This window comes from Curtobacterium sp. PhB191 (assembly GCF_004346515.1).
Classification (GTDB): domain Bacteria; phylum Actinomycetota; class Actinomycetes; order Actinomycetales; family Microbacteriaceae; genus Curtobacterium.
The window spans coordinates 19,630-44,563 of sequence record NZ_SMBV01000007.1 but is presented as its reverse complement, the minus strand read 5'-3'; the positions used below and the strand labels follow the sequence as shown (position 1 = coordinate 44,563).

The 24,934-nt window shown below is 69.8% G+C and carries 26 protein-coding genes and 1 pseudogene; 16 read left to right on the top strand and 11 right to left on the bottom strand.

The annotated features are described in order from the left end of the window. Window positions 1–89 precede the first annotated feature (89 nt). The 4 genes from EDF48_RS12375 to EDF48_RS12360 all read left to right on the top strand — a co-directional run bounded on the left by EDF48_RS12375 (window position 90) and on the right by EDF48_RS12360 (window position 2,744). The gene (locus EDF48_RS12375; RefSeq protein WP_123939347.1) at window positions 90–851 is read left to right on the top strand and encodes a 5-oxoprolinase subunit PxpA; all 762 of its coding nucleotides are present in this window, start codon (window positions 90–92) and stop codon (window positions 849–851) included. Beyond that, entirely contained in the window at window positions 848–1,480 is a 633-nt protein-coding gene (locus EDF48_RS12370; protein WP_123939348.1) for an allophanate hydrolase subunit 1, read from the top strand. Before EDF48_RS12375 ends, EDF48_RS12370 begins: the two co-directional genes overlap by 4 nt. Beyond that, window positions 1,477–2,361 (top strand): biotin-dependent carboxyltransferase family protein, encoded by an 885-nt coding sequence (locus EDF48_RS12365; RefSeq protein ID WP_131880328.1) that lies wholly within the window; start codon window positions 1,477–1,479, stop codon window positions 2,359–2,361. Before EDF48_RS12370 ends, EDF48_RS12365 begins: the two co-directional genes overlap by 4 nt. An 80-nt stretch (window positions 2,362–2,441) precedes the next feature. Then, window positions 2,442–2,744 carry an antibiotic biosynthesis monooxygenase family protein gene (locus EDF48_RS12360; protein WP_111086660.1) on the top strand — a complete coding sequence of 101 codons (303 nt, stop codon included), beginning with the start codon at window positions 2,442–2,444 and terminating at the stop codon, window positions 2,742–2,744. A gap of 11 nt (window positions 2,745–2,755) precedes the next feature. Here the strand turns inward: EDF48_RS12360 and EDF48_RS12355 are convergent, their stop codons facing one another. From EDF48_RS12355 to EDF48_RS12340, 4 genes are all read right to left on the bottom strand, one after another. Beyond that, window positions 2,756–3,514 carry a glycoside hydrolase family 16 protein gene (locus tag EDF48_RS12355; protein ID WP_131880326.1) on the bottom strand — a complete coding sequence of 253 codons (759 nt, stop codon included), beginning with the start codon at window positions 3,512–3,514 and terminating at the stop codon, window positions 2,756–2,758. Between the two features lie 150 nt (window positions 3,515–3,664). Then, window positions 3,665–4,720 (bottom strand): DUF2891 family protein, encoded by a 1,056-nt coding sequence (locus EDF48_RS12350; RefSeq protein ID WP_131880324.1) that lies wholly within the window; start codon window positions 4,718–4,720, stop codon window positions 3,665–3,667. Then, complete coding sequence (locus tag EDF48_RS12345) at window positions 4,707–5,777, bottom strand: DUF979 domain-containing protein (RefSeq protein WP_111086662.1); 1,071 nt, start codon at window positions 5,775–5,777, stop codon at window positions 4,707–4,709. Before EDF48_RS12345 ends, EDF48_RS12350 begins: the two co-directional genes overlap by 14 nt. Continuing rightward, window positions 5,774–6,481 carry a DUF969 domain-containing protein gene (locus EDF48_RS12340; protein WP_123291728.1) on the bottom strand — a complete coding sequence of 236 codons (708 nt, stop codon included), beginning with the start codon at window positions 6,479–6,481 and terminating at the stop codon, window positions 5,774–5,776. The genes EDF48_RS12345 and EDF48_RS12340 overlap by 4 nt, the downstream gene beginning before the upstream one ends. Before the next feature lie 120 nt (window positions 6,482–6,601). On the opposite strand from EDF48_RS12340, the gene EDF48_RS12335 reads away from it, so the two are divergent. Further along, window positions 6,602–7,246 carry a GntR family transcriptional regulator gene (locus EDF48_RS12335; RefSeq protein WP_131880322.1) on the top strand — a complete coding sequence of 215 codons (645 nt, stop codon included), beginning with the start codon at window positions 6,602–6,604 and terminating at the stop codon, window positions 7,244–7,246. A gap of 46 nt (window positions 7,247–7,292) precedes the next feature. Here EDF48_RS12335 and EDF48_RS12330 read toward each other — a convergent pair whose 3' ends face one another. The 3 genes from EDF48_RS12330 to EDF48_RS12320 all read right to left on the bottom strand — a co-directional run bounded on the left by EDF48_RS12330 (window position 7,293) and on the right by EDF48_RS12320 (window position 8,723). Further along, window positions 7,293–7,514, bottom strand: coding sequence for a hypothetical protein (locus tag EDF48_RS12330; RefSeq protein WP_131880319.1), 222 nt, complete (start codon window positions 7,512–7,514; stop codon window positions 7,293–7,295). 32 nt (window positions 7,515–7,546) lie between these two features. Then, complete coding sequence (locus EDF48_RS12325; RefSeq protein ID WP_165932387.1) at window positions 7,547–8,122, bottom strand: TetR family transcriptional regulator; 576 nt, start codon at window positions 8,120–8,122, stop codon at window positions 7,547–7,549. 61 nt (window positions 8,123–8,183) lie between these two features. Further along, the gene (locus EDF48_RS12320) at window positions 8,184–8,723 is read right to left on the bottom strand and encodes a hypothetical protein (RefSeq protein ID WP_131880315.1); all 540 of its coding nucleotides are present in this window, start codon (window positions 8,721–8,723) and stop codon (window positions 8,184–8,186) included. Window positions 8,724–8,795: 72 nt separating this feature from the next. Between EDF48_RS12320 and EDF48_RS12315 the strand changes: the two genes are divergently transcribed. The 8 genes and pseudogenes from EDF48_RS12315 to EDF48_RS12280 form a co-directional block, all read left to right on the top strand. After that, window positions 8,796–9,047, top strand: coding sequence for a hypothetical protein (locus EDF48_RS12315; RefSeq protein ID WP_131880313.1), 252 nt, complete (start codon window positions 8,796–8,798; stop codon window positions 9,045–9,047). 166 nt (window positions 9,048–9,213) lie between these two features. Next, a complete protein-coding gene (locus EDF48_RS12310; RefSeq protein WP_131880311.1) occupies window positions 9,214–10,695 on the top strand; it encodes a DUF6421 family protein in 1,482 nt (493 codons plus the stop codon). Further along, window positions 10,692–11,381, top strand: coding sequence for an SDR family oxidoreductase (locus EDF48_RS12305; protein ID WP_243698098.1), 690 nt, complete (start codon window positions 10,692–10,694; stop codon window positions 11,379–11,381). The genes EDF48_RS12310 and EDF48_RS12305 overlap by 4 nt, the downstream gene beginning before the upstream one ends. A 4-nt stretch (window positions 11,382–11,385) precedes the next feature. After that, a complete protein-coding gene (locus EDF48_RS12300) occupies window positions 11,386–12,459 on the top strand; it encodes a low specificity L-threonine aldolase (RefSeq protein WP_131880309.1) in 1,074 nt (357 codons plus the stop codon). Between the two features lie 18 nt (window positions 12,460–12,477). Next, the gene (locus tag EDF48_RS12295) at window positions 12,478–13,944 is read left to right on the top strand and encodes an SDR family NAD(P)-dependent oxidoreductase (protein ID WP_131880307.1); all 1,467 of its coding nucleotides are present in this window, start codon (window positions 12,478–12,480) and stop codon (window positions 13,942–13,944) included. Window positions 13,945–14,224: 280 nt separating this feature from the next. Beyond that, the gene (locus EDF48_RS12290) at window positions 14,225–16,051 is read left to right on the top strand and encodes an alpha/beta hydrolase (protein WP_165932386.1); all 1,827 of its coding nucleotides are present in this window, start codon (window positions 14,225–14,227) and stop codon (window positions 16,049–16,051) included. Beyond that, a complete protein-coding gene (locus tag EDF48_RS12285) occupies window positions 16,048–16,554 on the top strand; it encodes a hypothetical protein (protein ID WP_131880303.1) in 507 nt (168 codons plus the stop codon). The genes EDF48_RS12290 and EDF48_RS12285 overlap by 4 nt, the downstream gene beginning before the upstream one ends. Window positions 16,555–16,617: 63 nt before the next feature. Next, window positions 16,618–17,043, top strand: a pseudogene (locus tag EDF48_RS12280) (alpha/beta hydrolase); the annotation flags it as partial. Between the two features lie 238 nt (window positions 17,044–17,281). On the opposite strand, the gene EDF48_RS12275 reads toward EDF48_RS12280, so the two are convergent. Both EDF48_RS12275 and EDF48_RS12270 read right to left on the bottom strand, forming a co-directional pair. Further along, window positions 17,282–17,719 (bottom strand): hypothetical protein, encoded by a 438-nt coding sequence (locus EDF48_RS12275; RefSeq protein ID WP_131880301.1) that lies wholly within the window; start codon window positions 17,717–17,719, stop codon window positions 17,282–17,284. Window positions 17,720–17,842: 123 nt separating this feature from the next. Then, a complete protein-coding gene (locus EDF48_RS12270; protein ID WP_165932385.1) occupies window positions 17,843–19,021 on the bottom strand; it encodes a GDSL-type esterase/lipase family protein in 1,179 nt (392 codons plus the stop codon). 90 nt (window positions 19,022–19,111) lie between these two features. Here EDF48_RS12270 and EDF48_RS12265 point away from each other — a divergent pair, with 90 nt between their 5' ends. After that, a complete protein-coding gene (locus EDF48_RS12265) occupies window positions 19,112–20,605 on the top strand; it encodes a family 20 glycosylhydrolase (RefSeq protein ID WP_131880297.1) in 1,494 nt (497 codons plus the stop codon). A 74-nt stretch (window positions 20,606–20,679) separates the two neighbouring features. Here EDF48_RS12265 and EDF48_RS12260 read toward each other — a convergent pair whose 3' ends face one another. Then, entirely contained in the window at window positions 20,680–21,621 is a 942-nt protein-coding gene (locus EDF48_RS12260; RefSeq protein WP_131880295.1) for a LysR family transcriptional regulator, read from the bottom strand. 119 nt (window positions 21,622–21,740) lie between these two features. Here EDF48_RS12260 and EDF48_RS12255 point away from each other — a divergent pair, with 119 nt between their 5' ends. Both EDF48_RS12255 and EDF48_RS12250 read left to right on the top strand, forming a co-directional pair. Continuing rightward, window positions 21,741–22,703, top strand: coding sequence for a putative oxygenase MesX (locus EDF48_RS12255; RefSeq protein ID WP_131880293.1), 963 nt, complete (start codon window positions 21,741–21,743; stop codon window positions 22,701–22,703). A 20-nt stretch (window positions 22,704–22,723) separates the two neighbouring features. After that, complete coding sequence (locus EDF48_RS12250) at window positions 22,724–23,773, top strand: methionine synthase (protein WP_131880291.1); 1,050 nt, start codon at window positions 22,724–22,726, stop codon at window positions 23,771–23,773. Between the two features lie 168 nt (window positions 23,774–23,941). On the opposite strand, the gene EDF48_RS12245 is transcribed toward EDF48_RS12250, so the two are convergent. Beyond that, complete coding sequence (locus tag EDF48_RS12245; protein WP_131880289.1) at window positions 23,942–24,787, bottom strand: serine hydrolase domain-containing protein; 846 nt, start codon at window positions 24,785–24,787, stop codon at window positions 23,942–23,944. Window positions 24,788–24,934: the final 147 nt, after the last annotated feature.

The following is a 24,934-nucleotide window of genomic DNA, read 5'->3' as shown; positions in this document are numbered from 1 at the left end:
TCCACCCACCAGCCGCGTGCCCCGATCGGTCGACAGCGGAGTCGCCGCTCGGTAGATTGTTCAACAACCCGCGACGACAGGGAGTCCCCGTGACGACGATCGACCTGAACAGCGACCTCGGCGAGGGGTTCGGCGCCTGGACGATGGGCGACGACGCCGCGATGCTCGACGTCGTGTCGAGCGCCAACATCGCCTGCGGATTCCACGCCGGCGACCCGACGATCATGCTCGCCACCGCCCGCGCCGCCGCCGGGCGCGGGGTCGCCATCGGAGCGCACGTCGCCTACCGCGACCTCGCCGGCTTCGGTCGCCGTCCGGTGCACGTCACCCCGGACGAACTCCACGCCGACGTCGTGCACCAGCTCGGCGCGATGGCCGCCACCGCGCGGGTCGCCGGCACCGCGGTCACCTACGTCAAGCCCCACGGCGCCCTGTACAACACCGCGTGCGCCGACCCGGTCCAGGCCGAGGCCGTGGTCCGGGCGATCGCCGACGTCGACAGCTCGCTCGCGGTGCTCGCGCTGCCGGGTTCCGAACTCCTGCTCGCTGCCGAACGCCACGGGCTCCGCGCGGTCGCGGAGTCCTTCGCCGACCGCGCCTACGAACCCGACGGCTCCCTGGTGTCCCGCGGCACGCCGGGTTCGGTGCTCCACGATCCAGACGAGGTCGCCGCCCGCGTCCTCCGCATGGTCACCGATGGGGTCGCGACCGCCGTCGACGGCTCCGAGCTGCGGGTCAGCGCCGACTCCGTCTGCGTGCACGGCGACTCCCCCGGTGCCGTCGCGATGGCCCGCGCGATCCGATCACTGCTGACCGAGCACGGCGTCACGATCGCGCCGTTCGCACCGTGACCGTCCTCGACCTCCGACCAGCTGGGCGCACCGCCTTGCTCGCCACCTTCGACTCCCTGCCGCAGGTCGCCGCGTTCCGTGCCGGGCTGACCGCGGCTCGGCTGCCCGGCCTCACCGAGGTCGTGTCCGGCGCGCGGACCCTGCTGCTCCGCTACGACCCGGCGACGACCGACGCCGTGAGACTCCGCGGCGCACTCGAACGGGTCGTCCCGTCCGCCGACGCCGACGCGGCGAGCGCCGCGGACCCCCTCGTCATCCCGGTGGTCTACGACGGCGAGGACCTCGACCAGGTCGTCGCCCTGACGGGCATGCGCCGCGACCGCGTGATCGCGTGGCACACCGGCCAGCTCTGGACGAGCGCGTTCTGCGGCTTCGCCCCGGGCTTCAGCTACCTCACCGGCACCGAGCCGTCACTCGACCTGCCGCGCCGGAGCACGTCGCGCACCGCCGTGCCGAGCGGTGCCGTCGCACTGGCGGGCGAGTTCAGCGCCGTCTACCCGCGCGTCTCCCCCGGCGGCTGGCAGCTCATCGGCCGCACCGACGTGCCGATGTGGTCGCTCGAGCGGGAACCGCCGGCGCTGGCACCCGCCGGCACCCGGGTCCGGTTCGTCGACGCGGGTGCGGCATGAGCGCGCTGACCGTCCTGCAGGTCGGCTACGGCGCGGCAACGCAGGACCTGGGGCGGCCGGGCTTCAGTGACATGGGCCTCGGCGCGGCGGGCGCCGCCGACCGTGGTTCCGCAGCACTGGCCAACCGGCTGGTCGGCAACCGTCCCGATGCGGCCGTCCTGGAGGCCCTGCTCGGCTCCGTCACGCTGCGGACCGACGCGTACGTGGTCGTCGCCACCGCCGGGGCCGCCTGCCCGGTCGAGATCGAGCGGGCGGACGGCCGGGTCCGCGGTGCAGCCTCGCACGAGGTCCTGATGCTCGCACCGGGTGACACGCTCCGGATCGGTACGGCCACCGCCGGGCTGCGCTCCTACATCGCGGTCCTCGGCGGGTTCGCGGTCGAGCCCGTACTGGGTAGTCGCTCGTGGGACTCACTTGCACGCCTCGGGCCGCCGCCGTCGTCGCCGGGTGACGTCCTGCCGATCGGCGACGCGCGCGCTTCGTGGCCGATCGTCGACGCCGTGCCGCAACCCGACGAGCACTGGCCAGACGACCCGGTCGTCCTCGACGTCATCGCCGGCCCCCGCGACGACTGGTTCACGCCGGACTGGCGCGACACACTGACCGCTCAGGACTTCACCGTCGGGTCGGACAGCGACCGCGTGGGGGTCCGCACCACGGCTCCGCAGCCGCTCGTCCGCGCCGTGACGAACGAGCTGCCGAGCGAAGGGGTGGAGACCGGTTCGCTGCAGGTCCCGCCCGAGGGCTTCCCGGTGCTGTTCCTCGCCGACCACCCGGTCACCGGCGGCTACCCCGTCGTGGCGGTCCTCACGCCGGAGTCGGTCGACCGTGCCGCGCAGCTCCGCCCGGGCGACGCCATCCGCTTCCGGTTCGTCCACTGACCACCGGCTCGCTGACCGATCCGGAACAGGTCGGCGCCGCTGCGGGTTGAGTCGGACACTGCTGACGAAAGGTGCACCACATGTCGATCACCGTCCTGCTCGAGGTCCAGTTCCGGAGCGACGTCCCTGCCGACACCGTCGAGGCGGCGATCCGCGAGACGCTCGCGCAGACCCGGGCCTTCGACGGCTGCGAGTCCCTCGAGGTGCTGGTCGACGACGCCGACCCGACGCGCATGGTCGTCGTCGAGTCCTGGACGAGCGGGGCCGCCCACGACGCCTACGAGGCATGGCGGGCGACCCCGGACGGTGCCGCAGCGATCGGACCGATCGTCGCCGCTCCGCCCGTCGCACGGACGTTCGCCCGGACGATCGCGATCAGCTGACCTGCTGTGGGTCAGCCCGTGTACTCGTAGGTGCTGACCCAGTCGATGTCGAGGTGCCCGGCGGCACCCCAGTTGCCGACCTGGAACATGTACCGGTGCGCGGTCTTCGGCACGTTCGACGTGACCGTCTTGATGACCTTGCCGTCGAGCAGGTACTGCACCGACTTGCCGGGGATCCACTCGACCGAGTAGACGTGCCAGCTGCGCCAGGTCACCCCGGTGCTCATGCTCGTCGAGTTCGCTTCCTGCCCGGCGACCATCGAGTGGTGGTGGAGCATCGGCGACCCCTCGAAGTTCGCCTCCGGGTAGTCGATCTCGCCGTCCGACCAGACGTTCGACGACGGCCACAGCATGAACGCTGCACCGTTCCCGTCGCCGCCGGTGGCCTTCGCGCGGACGCTGAACTTGCCACCCACGTGCGACCACGCGCCGTTCGGGGTCCCGAAGGTCCCCGCGGCTCCGTGCTTGCCGTCGAGCGTGACGTCCATGTAGCCGTTGCGGGCGCTGACCTGCGAGCCCGAGTAGTACGTGCCGCCCGTCCCGTCCGGGTAGGGCTGCCACGAGTTCGCGTAGGTCTTCGCGAACTGGCCGTTCGCCGAGGCCGTCGTGCTGAAGTTCTCGACGAAGGTCTGCTTGAACTTGCCGACGTTGCCGACCGGGGCGGTGACCCCCGCGTAGGCAACGGTTCCCGCTCCGAGCGGTGCCGCCACGACGACGGCTCCGATGAGTGCGGCGATGAGTGCTGTCCGCCTGATCCTGCGGTGCTGCATGTGTCACTCCCTGGTGTGACTGGTGGCACCCGTTCCCCTCGGGCACCCAGCCGGATCTCGGCTGCGCACCGAGGGTAGGTGCATTCTGCAACCGATGCAGGGGGTTGACAGCAGCACGCCGGACCGGCGACCATGCCCCTCGTTCGAGGGTCAGCGCGCGGCGTGCTCGCGTGCTTCCATGGCGTCCCAGGCGAAGCTCGCGAGCCAGTGCGTGGAGTAGTACTCCTCGCCGACGCTGGCGGCCAGACCCGAGGCCAGCAGCCGGTCGGCCGCCTCGTCGAGCAGGCTCGCGAGCCCGTCGTCGTCGAGCTCACCGGCGCGCAGGGCGTCCGCGATGCGCCGGGCCGATCCCGCTCGCGACAGGTCGAGCCCGAACAGGTGCACCTGCTGCGGGTCGTTCTCGTCACGGACCACCGTCGACTGCAGGATCGCGTCGCCCGACCGCACCTGGGCGAAGAAGCCGTCCGACCACGTCGCGAACTCGGCCGGGGTCAGCACGGCCCGCATCAGGTCGGCCTCGGCCAGACCGGCGGACAGGAAGTCGTGTCCGCTGCGCTCCCAACCGAACGGCCACCCGGCGTCCTCGCCGAACCAGTCGCGCGCCGCTCGCTCCACCGTCGTGGCGAGCTCGTCGCGGCCGAGCGACCGTGCGGCCTCGAGCACGAGCAGCAGCCCGAACGCCGAGTTCGAGTGCACCCCGTGCCGCACCGGGTGGGCAGCGCCGTCGACCCAGCGTGTGACGAGGTCCTCGAGCACGTCGACGACGGGCGCGAACCCGGGGGCGAGCTGCCGGATGGCCGGCACCTCGGACGCGGAGACCTCGGCGGCGAGCTTCGCGAGCCAGGCCCACCCGTAGGGGCGCTCGTAGTGCGGCGTAGTCAGGAAGTAGGCGGCTTCCGTGGCCAGGTGATCCGCGCGCAGGTGGGCCTGCAGGATCGCGGTGAGCCGGGCCTCCAGGTCGGCCGGCAGGCCGTGCGCGACCAGACGCGCTGCGAGCCAGTGCATGTGCACGGACGAGTGCCAGTCGTAGGACGTGGCGAAGGCGGGGTGCAGCTCGACCGGCAGCGCCCGGTCGTCCGGGCCGGACGTCGTGTGGTGCGCCGCGTACGGGTACTCGCGCGAGGTGTTCTCGGCGGCGACGGCCGCGAAGCGGTCGGCCCACGCGGCCCGGGTCAGGTCGAGCGGGGCAGCATCAGAAAGCGACAAGGTACATGACTCCCATGTTGACGACGAGCAGGATGGCGGCGGTCGGGATCTGCGCCTTGATCGGACCGTACTTGTCCCGCATCTCGAGCAGGGCAGCCGGCACCAGGTTGAAGTTCGCGGCCATCGGCGTGACGAGCGTTCCGCAGAAGCCGGCGAGCATGCCGATGGCGAAGATCGCGGCGGGGTTGCCGTCGAAGCCCTGCACCAGGACGGGCCAGCCGATCGCGGCCGTCATGATCGGGAAGGCGGCGAACGCGTTGCCCATGATGATCGTGAACAGGGCCATGCCGAGGCAGTAGACGACCACCGCGGCGATCAGCGACCCGCCGGGCAGGATCGACTTGATGATCGTGCCGACGGCGTCGCCGACCCCGGCCTGGGTGAACACGATGCCGAGGGTGGAGAGCATCTGCGGCAGCAGCGCCGCCCACCCGATGGCCTGCAGCAGTCGGCCGCCCTCACGGATGGGCGTGGCGATCCTCGGCGGGCGCAGGACGAACACCGCGACGACCACGGCCAGCACCGAGCCGATGCCCAGTCCGGTCAGGGTCGCGCTGCCCTCGGCGAGCAGGGGTGCACCGCCGATCGAGACGAGCGGACCGAGCGTCGCCACGAGGACGGCGACCACGGGCACGACCAGCGCCGGGATGAAGAGCTTGTTACCGAACTGGGTGGCGAACGCCGCGCGCTCGTCGGGGCTGGTGGTGGCGAGGACGCTCGTGCTGGCGGACGGCTTCGTGGCGGCAGCGGTGGGTTCGGCCGGGCCGGTCTCCGCCCCCGTGCCGGCACCGGGGATGCTGGCGACCCGTGTGCGGCTGGTCGTCCCGGTGAACCCGAGTCCGGCGAGCGCGACCATCACCAGCACGGCGATGCCGAGCACCCACGACGGCGCGGTCTTCGCGGCGACGAAGGTGCCGTAGAAGAACGAGACCCCGAGGATCCCCCAGAACGCCGCGTTGCCGAGTCGCTTCGCGTGCGAGGTGTCCGTGACGATGAGGACGGCGACCGCGATGAAGAACGCACCGATGAGCCAGTAGAGCCATTCGCTGGTGATCACGCTGCCGCTCCCTGCGTCGGGGCGTCGACGCGTGCGTCGGCCGCCATCTTGTCGAGCGTGCGGTCGAACAGCAGCAGCCGCGTGCCGTGGACCAGGAGCGCGGCGATGCCGGTCGGGATCGCCCACAGCGCCAGGTCGATGGGTTCGAGCGACAGACCGTAGGTGGCATCGACGAAGGTCGTGATGAGCAGGATCGAACCGACGGCGACGAACACGTCCTCGCCGAAGAAGACCCCGACGGTGTCCGACGACGCCGAGTAGCCCTTGATCTTCTCGCGCATCCGTTCGTCGATCCGGCCGTACTTCTTGATCGCCGCGCCCTCGGCCATCGGGTGCACGAGCGGCCGCACGGTCTGCGCCGGCCCACCGATGCTGGTGAGGCCGACCGCGGCCGTGACCTGCCGGATGGCCAGGTACCCGGCCAGCAGACGACCCGTCGTGAGCTTGTCGAGCTTCGCGATCAGGCGTTTGGCCTGGTCCTGCAGCCCGTAGCGCTCGATCAGGCCGATGACGGGCAGGACGAGCGCGAAGGTCGTGACGGACCGGCTCGACGCGAAGCCGTCGCCGAAGGCAGTGAGGATGCCGACGGGACCGATCCCGCCGATGGCCGCGGTGACGATGCCCGCGACGGTCACGACGAGCAGCGCGTTGATGCGCAACGCGAACCCGATGATGACGACGGCGACGCCGATGAGGACGAACATGCGGGACAGTCTGGACCGCATTGTTCAACAATCGCAAGGGGGCGTTCTGCTCTGTAACACGACGGTCACACGGTGCGGGGTTCGCACCTGCGATGCCCGAGGCCGTGTCAGGATCGGGACATGACCCGAACCGTCAGTGGTGCCGACTCGACGGCCGACCGGCTGCGCACCATGATCGCGGCGGGCGAGTTCTCCCCCGGGGCACAGCTGTCGGAGGAACGGTTGAGCGACCAGCTCGGGGTGTCACGGAACACCCTGCGCGAGGCCTTCCGGCTGCTCGCGCGGGACCGGCTGGTCGAGCACGTGTTCAACCGCGGGGTCTTCGTGCGACGCCTCTCCGCCGAGGACGTCACGGACCTGTACTCCGCCCGTCGGGTGCTCGAGGAAGCCGCGGTCCGCGCGTGCTCGCCCACGTCACCGGCCCTCGATGCAGCCGCGGCGGCCGTCGCAGCTGCACGGGACGCTGCCACCGCGGGCGACTGGGGCGCCGTGGGCACCGCGGACATCCGGTTCCACTCCGAGCTCGTCCGAGCGGTCCCGAGCGCGCGCATCCACGGCCTGATGGACGGGCTGCTCGCCGAGATGCGGCTGGCGTTCCTGACGACCGACGACCCGGGGTCGTTCCACGCCGAGTTCGTGGACCGGAACGACGCGATCGTCGCGGCGTTGCGCGCCGGCGACCAGGCGGGAGCGTCGGCGCTGCTGGCGGACTACCTCGACGATGCGGAGCGGACGCTGCGGGTGGCCGCGGACGCGGCAGGCTGACGGGAGGCCCGGTGCGGGTCCTGCCTGCGCGCTCGGATCGCCTCGACTAGCGCTGGTACCGGCCGAGGCCGCGCTTCCTGTCGCGGAGCGCGACGGCGAGCATGCTGCCGCCGAGCACGAGCCACAGGACGGCCATGATCGTGCGGAAGACACTCGGATCGATGATCGCCAGGACGCTCCAAAGCACACCGACCGCGAGCCACACCACGCCGACCCAGACCAACGGCCGCCCGAAGGTCGCGCGGAGGAACCGGTTGTCGCTGCTCATGGGCCGAACCCTACGCCCGGCCGTGCGCCACGTCAGCCCCCGACGAGCGCCTTCACCGCGTCGATCACGATCTGCCGACGCCGCGCAGGTGCGACCGCCGCGACCAAGGAGCCGTACTCGGGAGAGGCCGAGCTCCAGAACGCGGCGAGGTGCATCACCAGGCCCAGCAACACTGCCGGCCGGTAGCTGCGCGGCAGGACCCCGGCGCGCTGGGCGTGCTCGACGGCGGCGACGGCCTCGGCATTGCTGGCGATGACGGCTTCGAGCGCACCGTCACTCCCCCGCTCGAGGCGGTGCCACGTCGCGAGCCGTTCGGCCCAGGGCCGCCGGACGTACGAGTCGTGCAGGCGAGCAGCCCACTCGGCGAGGTCGTCGGTGTCGACGGGGACCTCGTCGAACGTCTCGGCGACGGTCTGGGCGAGGAGCGCGTCGAACAGCCCCTCCTTGCTGCCGAAGTAGTGGAAGATCTGCGCCTTGTTGCTCGACGACGCCGCGGCGATCCGCTCGGTCTTGGCGCCGACGAGCCCAGCAGCGGCGAACTCGTCGCGTGCTGCAAGCAGGAGTCGTGCGCGCATCGCGTCGGCGGCTGGGGGCGTGAAGCGTGCCATGCAGACAACCGTATCGACCGAGTCGGCACCGCGGAGCCGAACGGCCACCATGCCGCACGCGTCAGGCGCGCTGCCGCCGAACAACACCCCACACACCCAGCCCCACCGCCAGCAGGACGCCGGCGACCACCGATCCCTGGACCAGGTCGGAGAAGCCCTGGCGCACGTCGGAGTTCCAGAAGAGGACCACAGCGATGAGAGCTGCGGTCAGGCCGAGCACGATCGACCGGGCGCGCAGTCCCCCGCCGGACCGACTGACAACGGCGTCGATCGCCACGAGCGGGACCGGGAGCAGCGCGGCGAGTGCAGTCGATCCTCCGGACACCGCGGTTCCCACGAGGGCGCCCGCGCCGAGTCCGATCGCTGCACCCAGCCAGTTCGCCCGGCGCACGCGGAGGGTCATTGGAACAGCGCTCCTGCGCGACGCGAGCAGGAGGGCGAGGAGCCCGAACGCTCCCAGGACGAGCAACGTCGAGCCCACGTCCCACCAGGCAATGTCCGGGCCGCCGACGATCATGACTCCGAGGCCGAGGGCACCGAGGCACGCGAGTGACACCAACGATTCGTCGATCGTGCGGTCGCGCGGTTCCTTCTCTTCCACCTGACGAACGTACCGCCGAATCCGACCATGCGGCGTGTGAAACATCAGTACGTAGCGAGCGAGGGAGGCCCCATGTCCGAGAAGTCTCGTGTCCGCCGCATCGTCAGCACTGGGCTCGCAGTCGGCTCAGTCCTGCTCGCCACAACCTGCGTCGTACTCGTCGCTGGTGGCTGGCCACTTGCCGTCGCAGCCGGAGCAGCCGGACTTTCCGCTTCGGGGTTCGCGGGCACCGTCGACCCGAAGGGCAAGGCCGCCCCGGCCGCCTTCTTGATCTGCGTCGCAGCGATCGGCCTGGCGCTGCTCCTGCACCAGATCCGCGCCTGAGCGGTGATGCGTTGCGCAGGGGATCGACTTTCCCGCGCGGAGAACGGCGCCGCGCACGAAACCCCCGCAAATGGGCAAGAATGCGTCCCCCGATCCTCCCTAGGCTCATGACAAGCGCACCACCACGCCGCAGTTCCGCGGCCGGCCCAATGACGGGAGGTTCGACATGTCACAGTTCGTCCAGGAGTTCACGCAGGGCGCCATCGTCGGAGAACCCGAGGTCGTCGAGGACCGCCCGTCGGTGCGCGAGGTCGCCGAGCATCCCGCGTGGACGCGACTGAAAGCCGCTGTCGTGTCGTTCCGTGCGCTGCAGACGGCCGACGGCTCGATACCCGACCACGCGGATCACGCGACCGCTTCCGAGCACCTGGCCACGATCCTCCCGGCCATTGCCGAACTGGCCCCGTTCTTTCCGCACGATGCGGCGTACCTCGCTGCACTGCAGCGCGATTTCGCACGCTGGGAACGCGACGGTTTCGGCGCTCCCGACTTCCTCGACGCCCTGAACGAGTTCCAGCCGCAACAGCACCGCATCGACGGACTCGGCCACCTGGTCGTCTTCCCGATGGTGACGCAGAACGGGAGTTCCTCGCGGTTCGTCGAAGCCGTCCTGGTCGAGGTCATCTGGCCGGAGTTCATCGCGGAACTCGAAGCGGGCGACTACAGCAACAAGCTCTTCGTCGCGTTGCGGTTCGTCGACTTCACGCCCGGGTACGACACGAATTCTGCGGTGCTGTTCCCCGAGACGGTCGCGATGCGCGAGATCCCGACGTTCACGTGGGGTGCGATCTTCCAGGACCGCGAAGCCGCTCGCTACCGCCGAGTCGTCCGTGCCGCTGCGGAGATCACCAAACTGGAGTTGCCGGACGACGCTGCAGCAATGCTCGACGACCAGGAGCTGACGGAACAGGTCTTCGTGATGTGGGACATCATCCACGACCGATCGCACATGCGCGGGGACCTGCCGTTCGATCCGTTCATGATCAAGCAACGGATGCCGTTCTTCCTCTACTCGCTGGAAGAACTCCGCTGCGACCTGACGGCGTTCCGGGAATCCGTGCGGCTCGAACGCGCGCTTTCCGCTGTGCCGGATGCAGATCTCGACGAGGCGCAACGCGCAATCCGCGACCACGCCCGCCTGGTGCAGTACGCCGTCGTCTTCGACCGCATCTTCCGGTTCGCGATCACCGGCAGCCGTGTCCGGAACTACGACGGGCTCGGCGGGCAGTTGTTGTTCGCGTGGATGCACCAGCACGATGTCCTGCACTGGACCGACACGCAGCTCACGATCGACTGGGATGCCGTTCCCGATGTGATCATCGCGCTCAGTGATCAGATCAACGAGTTGTACCGGCGGTCGATCGACCGGCCGAAATCGGCGCACTGGCTCGCTGCGTACGAGATGCTGACCCGGACGCTCACGCCGCACCCGGCGTCGAGATGGGCGCGGGGACTGCCGGAGGAAACGCTCGCCGGAATGCCCAAGGGCTACACCGACGCCGTGCTCGACGACGAATTCCCGCTGTCGATGTTCTACGAGGCGCTGAACAAGAAGATGGCTGCGGTCATCGCTTCGACGGCCGGCATCACCGGCTCGTCGTCGGTTGCTCCGTCCGCTGCTCCGTCCGTTCCGGACGTCGCCGCGTGAGCGCTGGCTCCCTGTCCGGTCGCACGGTGCTGGTCGCGGGCGCGACCAGCACCAGCGGCGCGGCGGTCGCGCGCGCACTCACCTCCGCCGGGGCGGCCGTCGTCGCGGTCGGCACCAGACCAGACGCACTGGAGGCCCTTCGCGCTTCCGTCCCGGGCGTCACGACCCACACGTGCGACCTCGCAGACCTCGGCGCGGTCACCGCGCTCGCGGCTGCGGTCCACGAGACGGCGGGATCGGTCGACGGGCTGGTCCACCTGGTCGGTGGGTGGCGCGGGGGCGGCGGCATCGCCGGCCAGTCCGACGACGACTGGGACTCCTTCGACCGGGCGTTCCGCACCCTGCGGAACACCACACGCGTGTTCTACGACGACCTGGTGGCGTCGCCGGCCGGACGGCTCGCGTTCGTCTCGTCCACCGCCGTCGACTCCCCCACCGCAGGCGCCGCGAACTACGCAGCCGCCAAGGCCGCCTCCGACGCGTGGGTCCGTGCCGTCGCCCAGGGCTTCCGGAAGGACGCACCGGACTCGGCGGCAGCCACCGTGTTCGTCGTCGGCACCCTCGCCGGTCTCGAAGAGCGGCTCGGCGACGAGGTCGTGCGGCTCTGGACGGCGCCGCCGGCCGACGTGAACGGCGCCCGTCTCCCGCTCTCGGCCGCTCCAGCTGCGGCCTCGAACCTAGGATGAACCAGTGACCCTTCGACTCCACGACCTGGACCTGCGGGGCTTCGCCTCGGACAACTACGCCGGTGTCCACCCCGAGATCCTCGACGCGATCGCCGCGGCCAACGACGGCCACCAGATCGCGTACGGCGAGGACGTCTACACGGCCCGTCTCAACGAGGTGATCGGCGACCACTTCGGTTCGCAGGCGCAGGCGTTCCCGGTGTTCAACGGGACCGGAGCCAACGTCGTCGGGCTGCAGTCGATGCTGCCGCGGTGGGGCGCCGTCGTCTGCACCACGACCGCGCACATCCACACTGACGAAGCGGGCGCTCCCGAGCGCATCGGCGGGATCAAGCTGCTGCCGGTCGAGACCCCCGACGGCAAGCTCACCCCCGAGCTCATCGACAAGGAGGCCTGGGGCTGGGGCGACGAGCACCGCGCCCAGCCGCTCGTCGTCTCGATCACGCAGACCACCGAGCTCGGCACCGCCTACACGGTCGACGAGATCCGGGCGATCGCGGACCACGTCCACCCGCTCGGCATGACGCTGCACATGGACGGCGCTCGCATCTCCAACGCCGCCGCGACCCTCGGCCTGCCCCTGCGCGACTTCACCACCGATGCCGGCGTGGACGTGTTGAGCTTCGGCGGCACGAAGAACGGCATGCTCTACGGCGAGGCGATCGTGGTGCTCAACCCCGACGCGTCAGAGGGACTGCACTACATGCGCAAGATGAACATGCAGCTGTCGTCGAAGATGCGGTTCGTCTCCGCGCAGCTCATCGCGCTGCTGTCCGACGACCTGTACCTGCGCTCCGCCGGGCACGCCAACGCCATGGCCGCCCGACTCCGCGGCGCACTCGAGGCCCGGATCGCCGACGGCAGCATCCAGGGCGTCGGGTTCAGCCAGGAGACCCAGGCCAACGGGGTGTTCGCGACGCTGCCCGCGGGGGTGGCCGAGCGGCTGCGCAAGCACTTCCGGTTCTACGACTGGGACGCCAGCCGCAACGAGGTGCGGTGGATGTGCGCCTACGATACGTCGGAGCAGGACATCGACGACTTCGTGGCGGCGTTGACGCGGGAGCTCGACGCGGCCTGATCCAACGTAGAATCCCGTGTGATCTCCGAGCAGCCCGAACCCAGCGGCATCCTCCCCGAGGACCTCGACGCCACGCTCCGGGTGCTCGAGCAGATGAGCGACATCGACGAGACGCACCCCGACTTCGTGCGGGTGCGTCAGGCCACGGCGAAGATGTTCAAGGCCGTGAAGCGGGCGCACCGGCTCGAGAAGCGCGCGGTCATCGCCGAGGCCGACCGCCGCGTCATCGCCGCCACCGCGACCGGAGCAGCCGACCGAATCGACGACGAGACCCGCGGCGTCCCGATCAGCACCTCGACGACGGCGTCCACCGCCGGCACCCTGCAGAAGTCACGCCCCTGCTACATGTGCAAGCAGCAGTACACGGTCGTCGACGCGTTCTACCACCAGCTGTGCCCCTCGTGCGCGGCGATGAGCCACGCGAAGCGTGATGCCCGGACCGACCTGACCGGCAAGCGGGCGCTGCTGACCGGCGGCCGCGCGAAGATCGGCATGTACATCGCGCTCCGCCTGCTGCGCGACGGCGCCCACACGACCATCACGACGCGGTTCCCCCGCGACGCCGTGCGCCGGTTCACGAGCCTGCCGGACTCCGCCGACTGGATCTCGCGCCTCAAGGTCGTCGGCATCGACCTGCGCGACCCGGCCCAGGTCATCGGTCTCGCCGAGGACGTTGCCGCCGCCGGCCCGCTCGACATCCTGATCAACAACGCGACGCAGACGGTCCGCCGGTCGCCCGGCGCGTACCAGCCCCTCGTCGACGCCGAACTCGCACCACTGCCGGACGGCCCGTTGCCCGAGCTCGTGACCTTCGGGCACACGAACGACCAGCACCCGCAGGCGCTCGCCCGCTCGGTGACGGCGCACCCGATCCTCGCGGCCGCCGCAGCCCGCGCCGACGAACTGACCGAGCAGGCGATGGCTCCGGGATCGAGCTCGCTCGAGCGTCTGGCCATGGGCACCGCGATCGACGCCGGTGGCCTCGTGCCCGACCTGCACGACGTGAACTCGTGGACGCAGGCCGTCGACGAGGTCGACCCGCTCGAGATGCTCGAGGTCCAGCTCGCGAACACCACCGCGCCGTTCATCCTGATCTCGAAGCTCCGCCCCGCGATGGCGGCGAGCGAGGCGCACCGCACCTACGTGGTGAACGTCAGCGCGATGGAAGGGGTGTTCGGCCGCGCCTACAAGGGACCGGGGCACCCGCACACGAACATGGCGAAGGCTGCCGTGAACATGCTCACCCGCACGAGTGCGCAGGAGATGTTCGAGACCGACCGCATCCTGATGACGAGCGTCGACACCGGGTGGATCACCGACGAGCGACCGCACCCGACGAAGGTCCGGCTGGCGGAGGAGGGCTTCCACGCGCCGCTCGACCTCGTCGACGGGGCTGCACGCGTGTACGACCCGATCGTGCGGGGCGAGGCGGGCGAGGACGTGTTCGGCGTGTTCCTGAAGGACTACAAGCCGAGTTCCTGGTGAGCTCGGTGCTGCCGTGACAGTGCGTCACCCGACCGGCCCGACGTTCGAGACCAGCCGGACGCGTGGCCGACCATGTCTGCCCCACACCATTGATGTTTCAAGCCGCTCGAGGCTCGTGTAGATTCCAGAACGAGCAGGGGGGCTCATGGGGATGATTCACTACGACGATGAAGCGGCCAGTCGACTTTCACGAGCGGCGACGGCGGCTGCACAGCGGCTTCGCAGCCAAGCTACTGCACGACGCTCGGCTGCGGAGTCAGCCCGGGAAGACTTCGAAGGCGTGTACGCCAAGCGGTTCGACGAGTCAGCGCAGGTCGAGGCTGAGGATCGTCCGAAGCTCACGCGGATCCTCGACGACCTCAGCGACCAGGTCGAGCAGGCGACTGCAGCCGCCGAACGGGAGGGCCTGCGACAGACTGATCTTGCGGCCTGGCAGCATCGTCAGGCGGCACGTGACGAGGCCGCCGCATCATCACCTCTCGGCGTGTTCGGCATCCCCGGCAGTCAGCAGCTCGACCTGAAGCCGTCCGAGCAACCGGTAGCGCGGCCCGAAGTCTCTGCGTCGTTCGCTCCGAGGGCCAGAACCCGCACCGGCGGCGGGACCGGGGCCGGTCGGACCGCAGCCGACCCCGCGGCGCTCCGAGGATTCGCGTCGGACGCCCGCGGACTCGATCTCGCCGCGGGATCCGAGCGCACTGCACTCCGGAACGCTTGGACGAACTTCACATCGACGTGTAGCTGGGTGCGCGTCGGTAGCGCGTCCTTCCTGAGTGGCTTTGATCGCCTCCTTGACGAGAACGGGGAGGACGCCGCCTGGCTCGACCGGATCGCCGACGCCTTCGACCGGGCCGGAGGTCAGGGGACCTTGTCCAACGCGACCCTGGATATCTGCGCCGCAGCGGAGCTGCCCCATAGCATGGCGGCGCTGTTCGATCCAGATCTCACGGCCTCCCAGGTCGCCGCCCTGTGGGCGAAGGTCGGCCTCGCAGAGGCAGACCGACATGAGCTCGAGGCGCTTCCAGTTGCCGTGCTTCGCCAGCTCGGCAACCTCGAAGGCGTGGCGTACTGGGCTCGCGACACAGCGAACCGGGTGGTCCTCGATGAGTTGATCGACCAGGCGGAACAGCGCTTGAAAGACCTTGGTCACTCGACGACTTACGACCCGAGCGGGTCGACCTTCGCGACCGAGTTCGAGAACCTGACCGCCCTCGAGAAGATCCGAACTGCGAGCAACGACGAGACCAACGAGGGCGAGCGATTCTTGATCTCGCTCCACGACGACGTCGTTCCTCCGTTGGCGGCGATCTCGATCGGCGATCTGGACACCGCGAAGAACGTCACATGGGCCGTCCCGGGAATGGCCACCGACACCACCGGCATGACCGGTTGGTCTGACGCGGCACAGAACCTCTACACACAGCAGGGTCTCACCGGTCCCGCCGAGCGCGCCGTCGTCTCCTGGATCGGTTACGCCACGCCGCCCCAGCCGGTGATCCAAGGGCAACTGGATTTCGGAGTCCTCGGCTCGAAGTACGCGAAGGAGGGTAGCGAGAAACTGGCTGCTGCCCTCCGGGGATTGGACGCAGCGCGCGAGGACGGCTCGTTCTCGAACAACGTTGTCGCACATTCCTACGGCTCGACGACCGCCGCCTACGCGCTCACGAAGACCGGGGTGCACGTGGACACGTTCACCACAATCGGTTCCGCGGGCATCCCCGACTCCGTCAAGAACGTCAACGCCCTGCACGCGGACCACGTGTACGCGGGTCAAGCCCAGAACATCTGGGTTCTCGAGCCCGGACGCGGGGATCGCTGGGCGCAGACCGGCAGACTGAGTCCGACGCACGGTCAGGATCCCACGGCGCCTGCGTTCGGTGCGACCGCGTTCGGCACCGACGGCGTTCCCGGAGACGGCGAGAAGCATTCCGTCGACGATCACAACGTCCTCACGGATGATCACCGTGGCTACCTCGACGCCGACACAGAATCGCTTTACAACATCGGGCAGGCCACAACGGGGCACCCGGAGGCGATGACCGAGCACGAGCCCAAAGGAATGACGTGGTACGAGAAGACCGTGATCGATCAGATGCAGGGACAACCGTGACGACGAAGCGCTCCCCGCTCAACAGGTCGATCGTGACCGCGGTGGTCCTTGGATGCTCCGCCCTCTTCCTGTCCGGCTGCAGCAACGATCCAGGAGAACCCACCGTGCAACCGTCAGAAGCGAAGCAGTCCGTTGTCGACTTCGTGGAACAGACCTCGTCGGCAGCTGGCGGGACCTGGGAGCACGTGAGCGGTCCGGGAGTTCGGGAGTGCGAGCAGCCGAGTGGTGCAACGGGGACGACCTTCGTGTACGTCGTGAAGCGAGCGGACACCACAGGCGCCGACGCGAAGACCGATGTCCAGTCGGTGAGCAAGCACTGGCAGGGCCTCGGCATCCAGGTCGAGGAGTACCAGAGCGGCGGCGCGAATCCAGTACCCGGCGTCCGTGGTCGAGGTGGTCCAGTGACCTCGGCAAGCTTCAACGCCTACCCCGGCAATTACCAGATCTCCGCTACCTCCGCATGCTCCGACGGTATGCCCGACAGGCTCCGGTCGGAAGACTGATCGACGCCCGGAAGCCGCTGCCCAGACGAAGGGCGCCGGATCGGCACGAGTCGCAGCCGCCGGGAGGGCACCGACATCTCGGTCTTCGACGGGTTCCGCCGGGCACTCGCCGCCAACCGCGCCGAGTTCTTCCAGGCCGTCGCCTCCGGCCCGTTCTACGGCTTCAACCGTGACGGCGTGACGCCGTCCGAGCCGGTCATCGCCAACTGGTGGCGTCAGGGCATGACGGGCAGCGCCATCGCACACTACGAGGGCATCAAGGCGTTCTCGGAGACGGACCAGACCGAGGACCTGCGCGCGATCACCGTGCCCGTCCTCGTCCTGCAGGGCGACGACGACCAGGTCGTGCCCTACGCGGACGCCTCGCTGAAGCAGGCCGAACTCCTCAGCGACTCGACCTTGAAGGTCTACGAGGGCTACCCGCACGGCATGCTGACGACCCACGCGGACGTCATCAACCCCGACATCCTCGCGTTCATCCGCGGCTGACGTCGCTGACGCTGCGTTCGCAGCGACCCGGACTGGAGGCGCGGGGGGGGGGGGGGGGGGGGCGCCCCCCCCCCCCCCCCCCCCCCCCGCGCCCCCCCGCCCCCCCCCCCCCCCCGCGGGGGCCCCCCCCCCCCCCCCCCCCCCCCCCCCCCCGCCCCGCCCGTCCCCCCCCCCCCCCCCCCCCCCCCCCGCGCCTCCAGTCCGTTGCCCACCGTGCGTCAGCGGACCGGCCGGCGGTTCAGAACAGGTAGCCGCCGGACGCGACGTCCGTGACGAACTCAGCGACGACGAAGGCCGCCAGGAGGCCGGCGAGCGTGCCGAGAGCGGCGAAGGACCCCGGTTGCCACCGGCGCCGACGGGCGACGACCCAGCACGTCCCGACGACGGCGATGACACCCGAGACGAGCGGATACGCGATGAGGACGACCGAACTCGCGTCGTCGTTGCAGTTCCTCGCGGTGTCCGTGCACCCGACGAAGGCCATCTGGCTGAGCACGACCCAGAACCAGGCGAGGGGCGCGGCGACGTAGGTGACGGCCAGCGTGACAGCGGTCACGACGAGGTCGATCGCGCCGGGCTTCGTCGGGACGTACGGTGTCCGAGGCTGCGCTCGTGCCGGGCGGAGGTACGCGTCCTCATCGGGGCCGAGCCACTGGTGGTTGCGTTGCTCCCCCATGCGCTCACGCTAGTGGATCGTCGCACCACTCCGGGGAGCGGCAGCACCATCGCCTGAACCGGACCACGCGGCGGACGGGAGGCACGGAGCACGCTGACGCCGCGCCTCCCGCCCGTCCGCCCCTCAGTCGCCCTCGTGCGCAGCCAGGGTGGCGAGTACGAGCTTCGTGATCCGACGCTGCCCCTCGTCGTTCGGGTGGATGCCGTCCGTCGAGTAGATCCCCGTCCCGGACGTGTCGGCCTCGGGGAAGGTGTCAGCCATGCTGACGTACGCGGCACCGCCCTTCGCCGCGGCACGCTTGATCTCGGCGAGGTAGCTCGACCACGGCTCCGCCATACCGTCCGTCATGCTCGAGGCCGGGGTGAACTCGCCGATCACGAGCAGCGAGGGCTTCGAGGGGAGCGCTGCGAGCGTCTCGAGGAACGCCACGTACTGGGCGCCGAGTTCCTCGGGTGTGAGGTTCGCCGCGTCGTTGCCGCCCAGCGTGATCGTGATGAGGTCCGGAGCAGCACGACGCATGGCCGTCAGGAAGCCCTCTTGGTTCTTCGTGAACGTCGCGATCGTCGAGCCCGAGTGCGCGGAGTCGTAGCGGTGGATCCCCTTGTCCCGGTCACCGTCGTAGATCGTGAACCCCAGCAAGGAGAACGGCGCGACGGCGGTGACGGTCACCGTGTGCTCCCCGCTCGACAGTCCGTCCACCTTCGTGATCGTCCCGGTACTGGCAGTCCCGGTGGTGGCGACGGTCGTCGGTGCGGCTCCGTCGACGCTGTAGGTGAAGTCGCCGGACCCGGGGTAGCGCGCCCACCAGATGTCGATCCCGGTGCCCGTGAAGCCGTAGCTCCGCGAGGCGCCCGCCTGCATGCCGACCGATCGGTAGCCGAGGTCGGGGGTGGTGATGTCGAACTGGCTCTCCCCCGTGCGCGCCGTCGCCCAGTCACCCCAGGTCGAGTCCGGTTCGTACACGGCGAACTGCGCCGGGAGGTACCCGGCCCCTCCGGTGACCCCGTTCGTCGGGTGCTCCGTGCGCAGCTGGTCGAGCGTGAGGTCCATCCACCGGGTGGAGCGTGACGAGGCGCCCTGCCCCTCGGTGATCGAGTCCCCCAGGGCGACCCAGTTCGCGGGCGCCTCGGTCCGGTCGGCCACGGCGGCGTTCCAGGTCGCGAGCGGCTCGGCGACCTCCGGGGTCTTCGCCGCGGAGCACCCCGTCGCGACGATCGACACGATTGCGACGACCAGGCCGGCGACGAGCCGGGGCGCCCCGCGACGCCGACCGCGATCGGTGGTGCGCTCGTGGCCGTTCACGTTGTCTCCCCTGGGTGGGATGTGGTCCGCGACCGGGCGCCGGGTCGGGCAATGCTAACCGCGCAACCCTGGTGAACTACCGTCGTCTCCGTGCCCTCCTCCACCGGAACTCCGGACCCGACTGCCGGTCCAGCGACCGCGCCGCACTCCGTCAGACGGACCATCGCGGTCGGTCTGGCGATCGCCGTGTCGGCAGCAGCGCTGGTCGGCATCGATGCGGTCGCCGGGTCCGCTGACACCGCGGCGTCGCCGGTGACGGTGACCAAGGTCACCGCGGCGTCCACCGTCACCTCGACCGGCAGCGCCGTGCGGGCCACCCTGAAGGTCACGAACACCACCTCGGTGCGGAAGCCAGCTTCGTCGGCCTGGCTCTCCCTGTCGACCGGCACGAAGAAGTACTCGCTCGGCCGGGTCGCGGTGAAGCCACTCGCCCCGGGCTCGAGCACGACGGTCAGCGCGGTCCGCACGACGCCTTCCCGTGCCGCGGCCGGGAAGTACTCGGTGCTCGCCTGCGTGGGTGCGTACTCCGGGCAGCACTGCCGTACGTCCGCTTCGACCGTCACCACCAAGCCGACGCCCCGACCACGTCCGCAGACCGGCGTGATGCTCGACGTCGCTCGCGCCTACTACCCCGTGGCACTGATCGAGCGGTACATCGACCTGCTCGCCGACGACGGCGGCCGCTTCCTGCACCTGCACCTCACCGATGACCAGAACGTCGGGATCGAGAGCAAGGTCCTCGGTCAGACCCTCGCGAACGCCGATCTCGACCACGGGGTCTACACGAGCCGCGTGACCGGTCGTCCGTTCCTCAGCGCCGCACAGGCACGCACGATCGCCGAGTACGCGGCGAAGCGGGGCGTGGCGATCGTGCCCGAGATCGACACTCCCGGCCACATGGCGGCCGCCTTCGCCCTGCTCGAGGTGCAACACGGCACGAAGTGGGTCGACCGCATCCGTTCGGGCGAGAGCGAGCTCGACCCGTCGGCGCCGGGCAGTCTCGCGCTGGCGACCAAGCTCTACGCCGAGGTGCAGCGGACGTTCCCGTCCAGCCGCACCGTGCACATCGGTGGGGACGAATGGGGCGGCGACGTCACCGCCGCCCAACGCGTCGCGTGGATGAACGCGATGGCGGCCGCGCTCGGCAACCGCGAGGTGTGGGCCTGGAACGACGGGATCGATCGCGCTGCGGTCGGGCGACTGGATCCGCGCATCCACGTCACGTACTGGAGCTTCGACGGCGACACCGAGGACGCAGCGGAGCGTCGCGAACGCCGAGCACGCCGGGCCAGTGCGGTCGACCTGCAGCAGGCCGGGATCGACCTGCTCAACTACAACTCGTACTACCTGTACGAGGTGCCGACCGACCTCGACCCGGCCGACAGCGAGTACACCGTCGCCGATCTCCGCGAGCACTGGTCGCTCCGGACGTGGGACGGCGACTCCGGCGCACGTCTCGCTGCGCCGATGTCGGGCGCGGCCGTCGCGATCTGGGGCGAGGACCTCGACAGTCCACCCGCTGACGCGCTCCTGCGGTGGAGCGCGCCGCACGTGAAGGCGATGATCGAGACCGCAGCCTCCTGACGGACGCATGTCGCGCCTCCAGGCCGACCGCCGGAACCGCCGGAGAAGCCGGATCCACCGGATCCACCGCCTGCCTACCCGAGCGGCTCGACGCCGTAACTGGTGACCACCGCGCGCAACTCGTCCAGGTACGTCTGCGCCTGCACGGTGAGGGGAACCGAGGCGTGCGCGATCCAGCCGATCTCGATGCGTTCGTCGACGTCGAGGGGGATGGCGACGATCTCGGGGTCGAGGTCGTCGCTGATGAGCCCGGTGGAGATCGTGTACCCGCCGAGGCCGATCATGAGGTTGAAGATGGTCGCCCGGTCCGAGACCCGGATCTCCCGCTTGCTCGACATCGTCGACAGGATCTCCTCCGCAAGGTAGAAGGAGTTGTTCGCGCCCTGGTCGAACGTCAGCCGAGGCAGGTCGGCGAGGTCCTCGAGCGTCGCACGCTCCCGTGACGCGATGGGGTTCCGCCGGGCCACGAAGATGTGCGGCTCGGCGACGAACAGCGGCGTGAAGACGACGCCGGCGTCTCGCAGCAGCTTGCCGAGCACCTGCTTGTTGAAGTCGTTGCGGTAGAGGATGCCCACCTCGCTCCGCAGGGTGCGGACGTCCTCGATGATGTCCCAGGTGCGTGTCTCACGAAGCGAGAACTCGTACTCGTCTGCAGCGGCACCCTCGACCATGCGGACGAAGGCCTCCACGGCGAACGAGTAGTGCTGGGAGGACACCCCGAGGAGCCGACGCGACCGCTGCCGGCCGACGTAGCGCTGCTCGAGCAGGGAGACCTGCTCGATGACCTGCCGGGCGTACCCGAGGAACTCGACGCCGTCGACGGTGAGCACGACCCCCCTGGCCGATCGGACGAACAGGGGACGCCCGATCCGGGTCTCGAGGTCCTTCATCGCCGCGGACATCGTCGGCTGCGACACGTAGAGCAGATCGGCAGCGGCGCTGATCGAGCCCTCCGTCGCGACCTCGATGAAGTACCGGAGCTGCTGCAGGGTGATGTCGTTCGGGACCCGAGCCATAGGCCGAGGCTATACCGCCGCATAGCGTCTCGGTATTACCTGATGGCCTGCGGTTCCCGTCATGATCAAGGAACCCCTTCCCCAGTGCCCTCGGGCGCTCGACGAACAGATTGCCGACCATGGCGAACGACCTCACCTTCAGCATCACCCGGACCCGCTTCGACGAGGACTACTCCCCCGCCGACAGCTCTCGGCTGACCACGAACTTCGCCAACCTGGCGCGCGGCGAGCACCGTCAGCAGAACCTCCGTGCGGCGCTGGCGATGATCGACGGGCGCGCGAACGACCTCTTGGCTGCCGGGGACCGCTACCGCCTGGAGCTCGACATCGTTTCGGCCTCGCTGCAGTTCTTCGACGGTGGAGCGGACGCCGAGTTCCCGCTGCTCGAGATGCTCGACGTCACGATCGTCGACCAGCACACCGGCGAGCGCCACCACGGCATCCTCGGCAACAACTTCTCGTCGTACCTGCGCGACTACGACTTCTCGGTGCTGCTGCCGTCATCGCCGGGCTTGCCGTCTGACTTCGGGGCGCTGCACGGGGCGCTCTTCCAGCGGTTCCTTTCGTCGCCGGCATTCCGCGACGGGTTCGGTGGCGAGCCCGTCGTCTGCATCAGCGTCTCGACGAGCCAGACCTACCGCCAGACCGGGTACGTCCACCCCGTCCTCGGCGCCGAGTACGAGCACGAGCACTCCTCGCTCACCGACGACTACTTCGGCCGGATGGGCATGCGGGTCCGGTACTTCCAGCCCGCCGGAGCGTCGGCCCCACTCGCGTTCTACACGCGCGGCGACCTGACCGGGGACTACACGGACCTCCAGCTCATCGGCACGATCGCCACCATGGAGACGTTCCAGAAGATCTACCGCCCGGAGATCTACGCCGCGAACACCCCGGCCGGCAGCACCTACCGCCCCACCCTCGACCACACCGACTTCACGCCCACCCCGGTCACCTATGACCGTGAGGAGCGCAGCCGCCTCGGGATCACCCAGGGCCGGTGGACCGAGGAGCACCTCGTGACGCCGCACCGCGCACTCCTGTCGCGTTTCGCTGCCGACGCCGCCATTCCTTCTCTCTGATCGTTAGGACTCGCAACCGCATGAGCACCCTCCTGCCCACCTCGATCGTCGGCAGCCTGCCGAAACCGTCCTGGCTCGCCGAGCCCGAGAAGCTCTGGTCCCCCTGGAACCTGCAGGGCGCAGCGCTCACCGAGGGCAAGCAGGACGCACTCCGCTCCGCCGTCCACGAGCAGGAGCGGCGCGGCATCGACATCGTCAGCGACGGCGAGCAGACCCGCCAGCACTTCGTCACGACGTTCATCGAGCACCTCGACGGCGTCGACCTCGAGCGCAAGGAGACCGTCCGGATCCGTGACCGGTACGACGCGGCCGTCCCGACCGTCGTCGGTGCCGTGAGCCGCCGGGCACCGGTCTTCGTCGAGGACGCTGCGTTTTTGAGAGCCCAGACCGACCGGCCGATCAAGTGGGCGCTCCCCGGCCCGATGACCATGATCGACACCCTCTCCGACCAGCACTACAAGAGCCGCGAGAAGCTGGCGTGGGAGTTCGCCACGATCCTCAACCAGGAAGCGCGCGAGCTCGAAGCCGCCGGCGTCGACATCATCCAGTTCGACGAGCCCGCCTTCACCGTCTTCCACGACGAGGTGCAGGACTGGGGCGTCGCCGCACTCGAACGCGCTACCGAAGGCCTGCGCGCCGAGACCGCCGTGCACATCTGTTACGGCTACGGCATCGAGGCGAACAACAAGTGGAAGGAGACGCTCGGGGCCGAGTGGCGCCAGTACGAGCAGTCGTTCCCGCTCCTGCAGCAGTCATCCATCGACATCGTCTCGCTGGAGTGCATCCACTCGCACGTGCCGCTCGAGCTCGTCGAGCTGATCCGTGGGAAGAAGGTCATGCTCGGGGCGATCGACGTCGCGACCGAGACCGTCGAGACCCCGGAAGAGGTCGCGGAGGTGCTGCGGCGGGCGCTCGAGTTCGTTGATGCCGACAAGCTCATCCCGAGCTCGAACTGCGGGATGGCTCCCCTCGCTCGTGGGGCCGCGCTGAACAAGCTCGGGGCGCTGTCCGCTGGGGCGGACATCGTGCGGGCTGAGCTCGTCGGCACGGCGGTTCCGTCTGCGCGTTAGTCGTCATCAGCCGCAGGGCGGCTCCCCTCCAGAAGGAGGAGGGCCGCTCTGTTCGTTTCGTCCGCCCCGTGCGCGGCTGTCGATCCGGCCTGGAGGCGCGGCTGCCGTCCGGCTGACAGGTCGCGTTGGTCCTGCCAGCACCCTTCACCGCCTCCAGCGGCTCGGTCATCAGTCGTCGCGTGTCGACCGGACCTCCTGCTCGATGAGCGCCGTGGCGATCGTGTCGGCCGCATGCGGAGCCTTCGCGAGCGTGTGGACCGCGGCGGTGGCTCCCGCCGCGTTGGCGATGACGGCTCCTGCCGCCCGGATCTCTCCGTTGATCCAGATCGATGCCCCTTCCCGCTGCCAGCTCACCGTGCGGGAGTGTCCAGCGCCGAGCTCGAGCGCCCAGTCGGCGTAGCGGCAGAGATCGTCGAACGTGGACCAGACGCCGCCCGCCGCCGCGAACGACGACTCCCCGAGTGCCCACGGCCGGATCGCGCGACCGAAGAGCTTCGGCACCACCCGGTCGGCGTGCGCCGGTACCAGGGCCGCTGAGCTGATCCCTGCCGGCTCGAGGACGTGCTGGCGTACAGCGGCGAACCAGTCGCCGTGCACCTCGTCGAGCACTGCGCCGAGGAGCGCGTATCCCAGGTTGGAGTACTCGAACTGCCCTCGGGGTGCGACCGGCACTGCGACTGCTTGTTGCAACGGAACCCCGACGGCCTCTCGGTACGGGTCACCGAACAGGCGGTCGCGCATCACGGCTGGTAGCCGCGGCAAGCCCGAGGTGTGGTGGACGAGGTCAGCAACCGTCATCTCGCCATCGGGCACCCCTGGGAGGTAATGCGCGACCGGCCGCTCGACCACGAGTGTGAGCCAGGCCGTCGTACCCACGAGCCCCTTCGTGATGCTCCCCCACTCGAGCATCGAGGCAGTGGCGTACGGCCCGCGGGGCCCGCGAACGGTACGCCAGCCGTCGCCCGCGCGAAGACTCGCGCGCCAGAGCCCTCGGGGCTTAAGCGGGGTCCGCACCGGCCCCCTTCCTCCGCAGAAGGGTCACCAGGTGGCCTGCAGCGCCGTTCCGCTGCGACCGGACTCGACACAGACGGCTCGGGGCATCGCAACTCACCATTCGATGAGGATCAGGCGTCGCCATCGAGGTACCGGAACCTCTGCCGC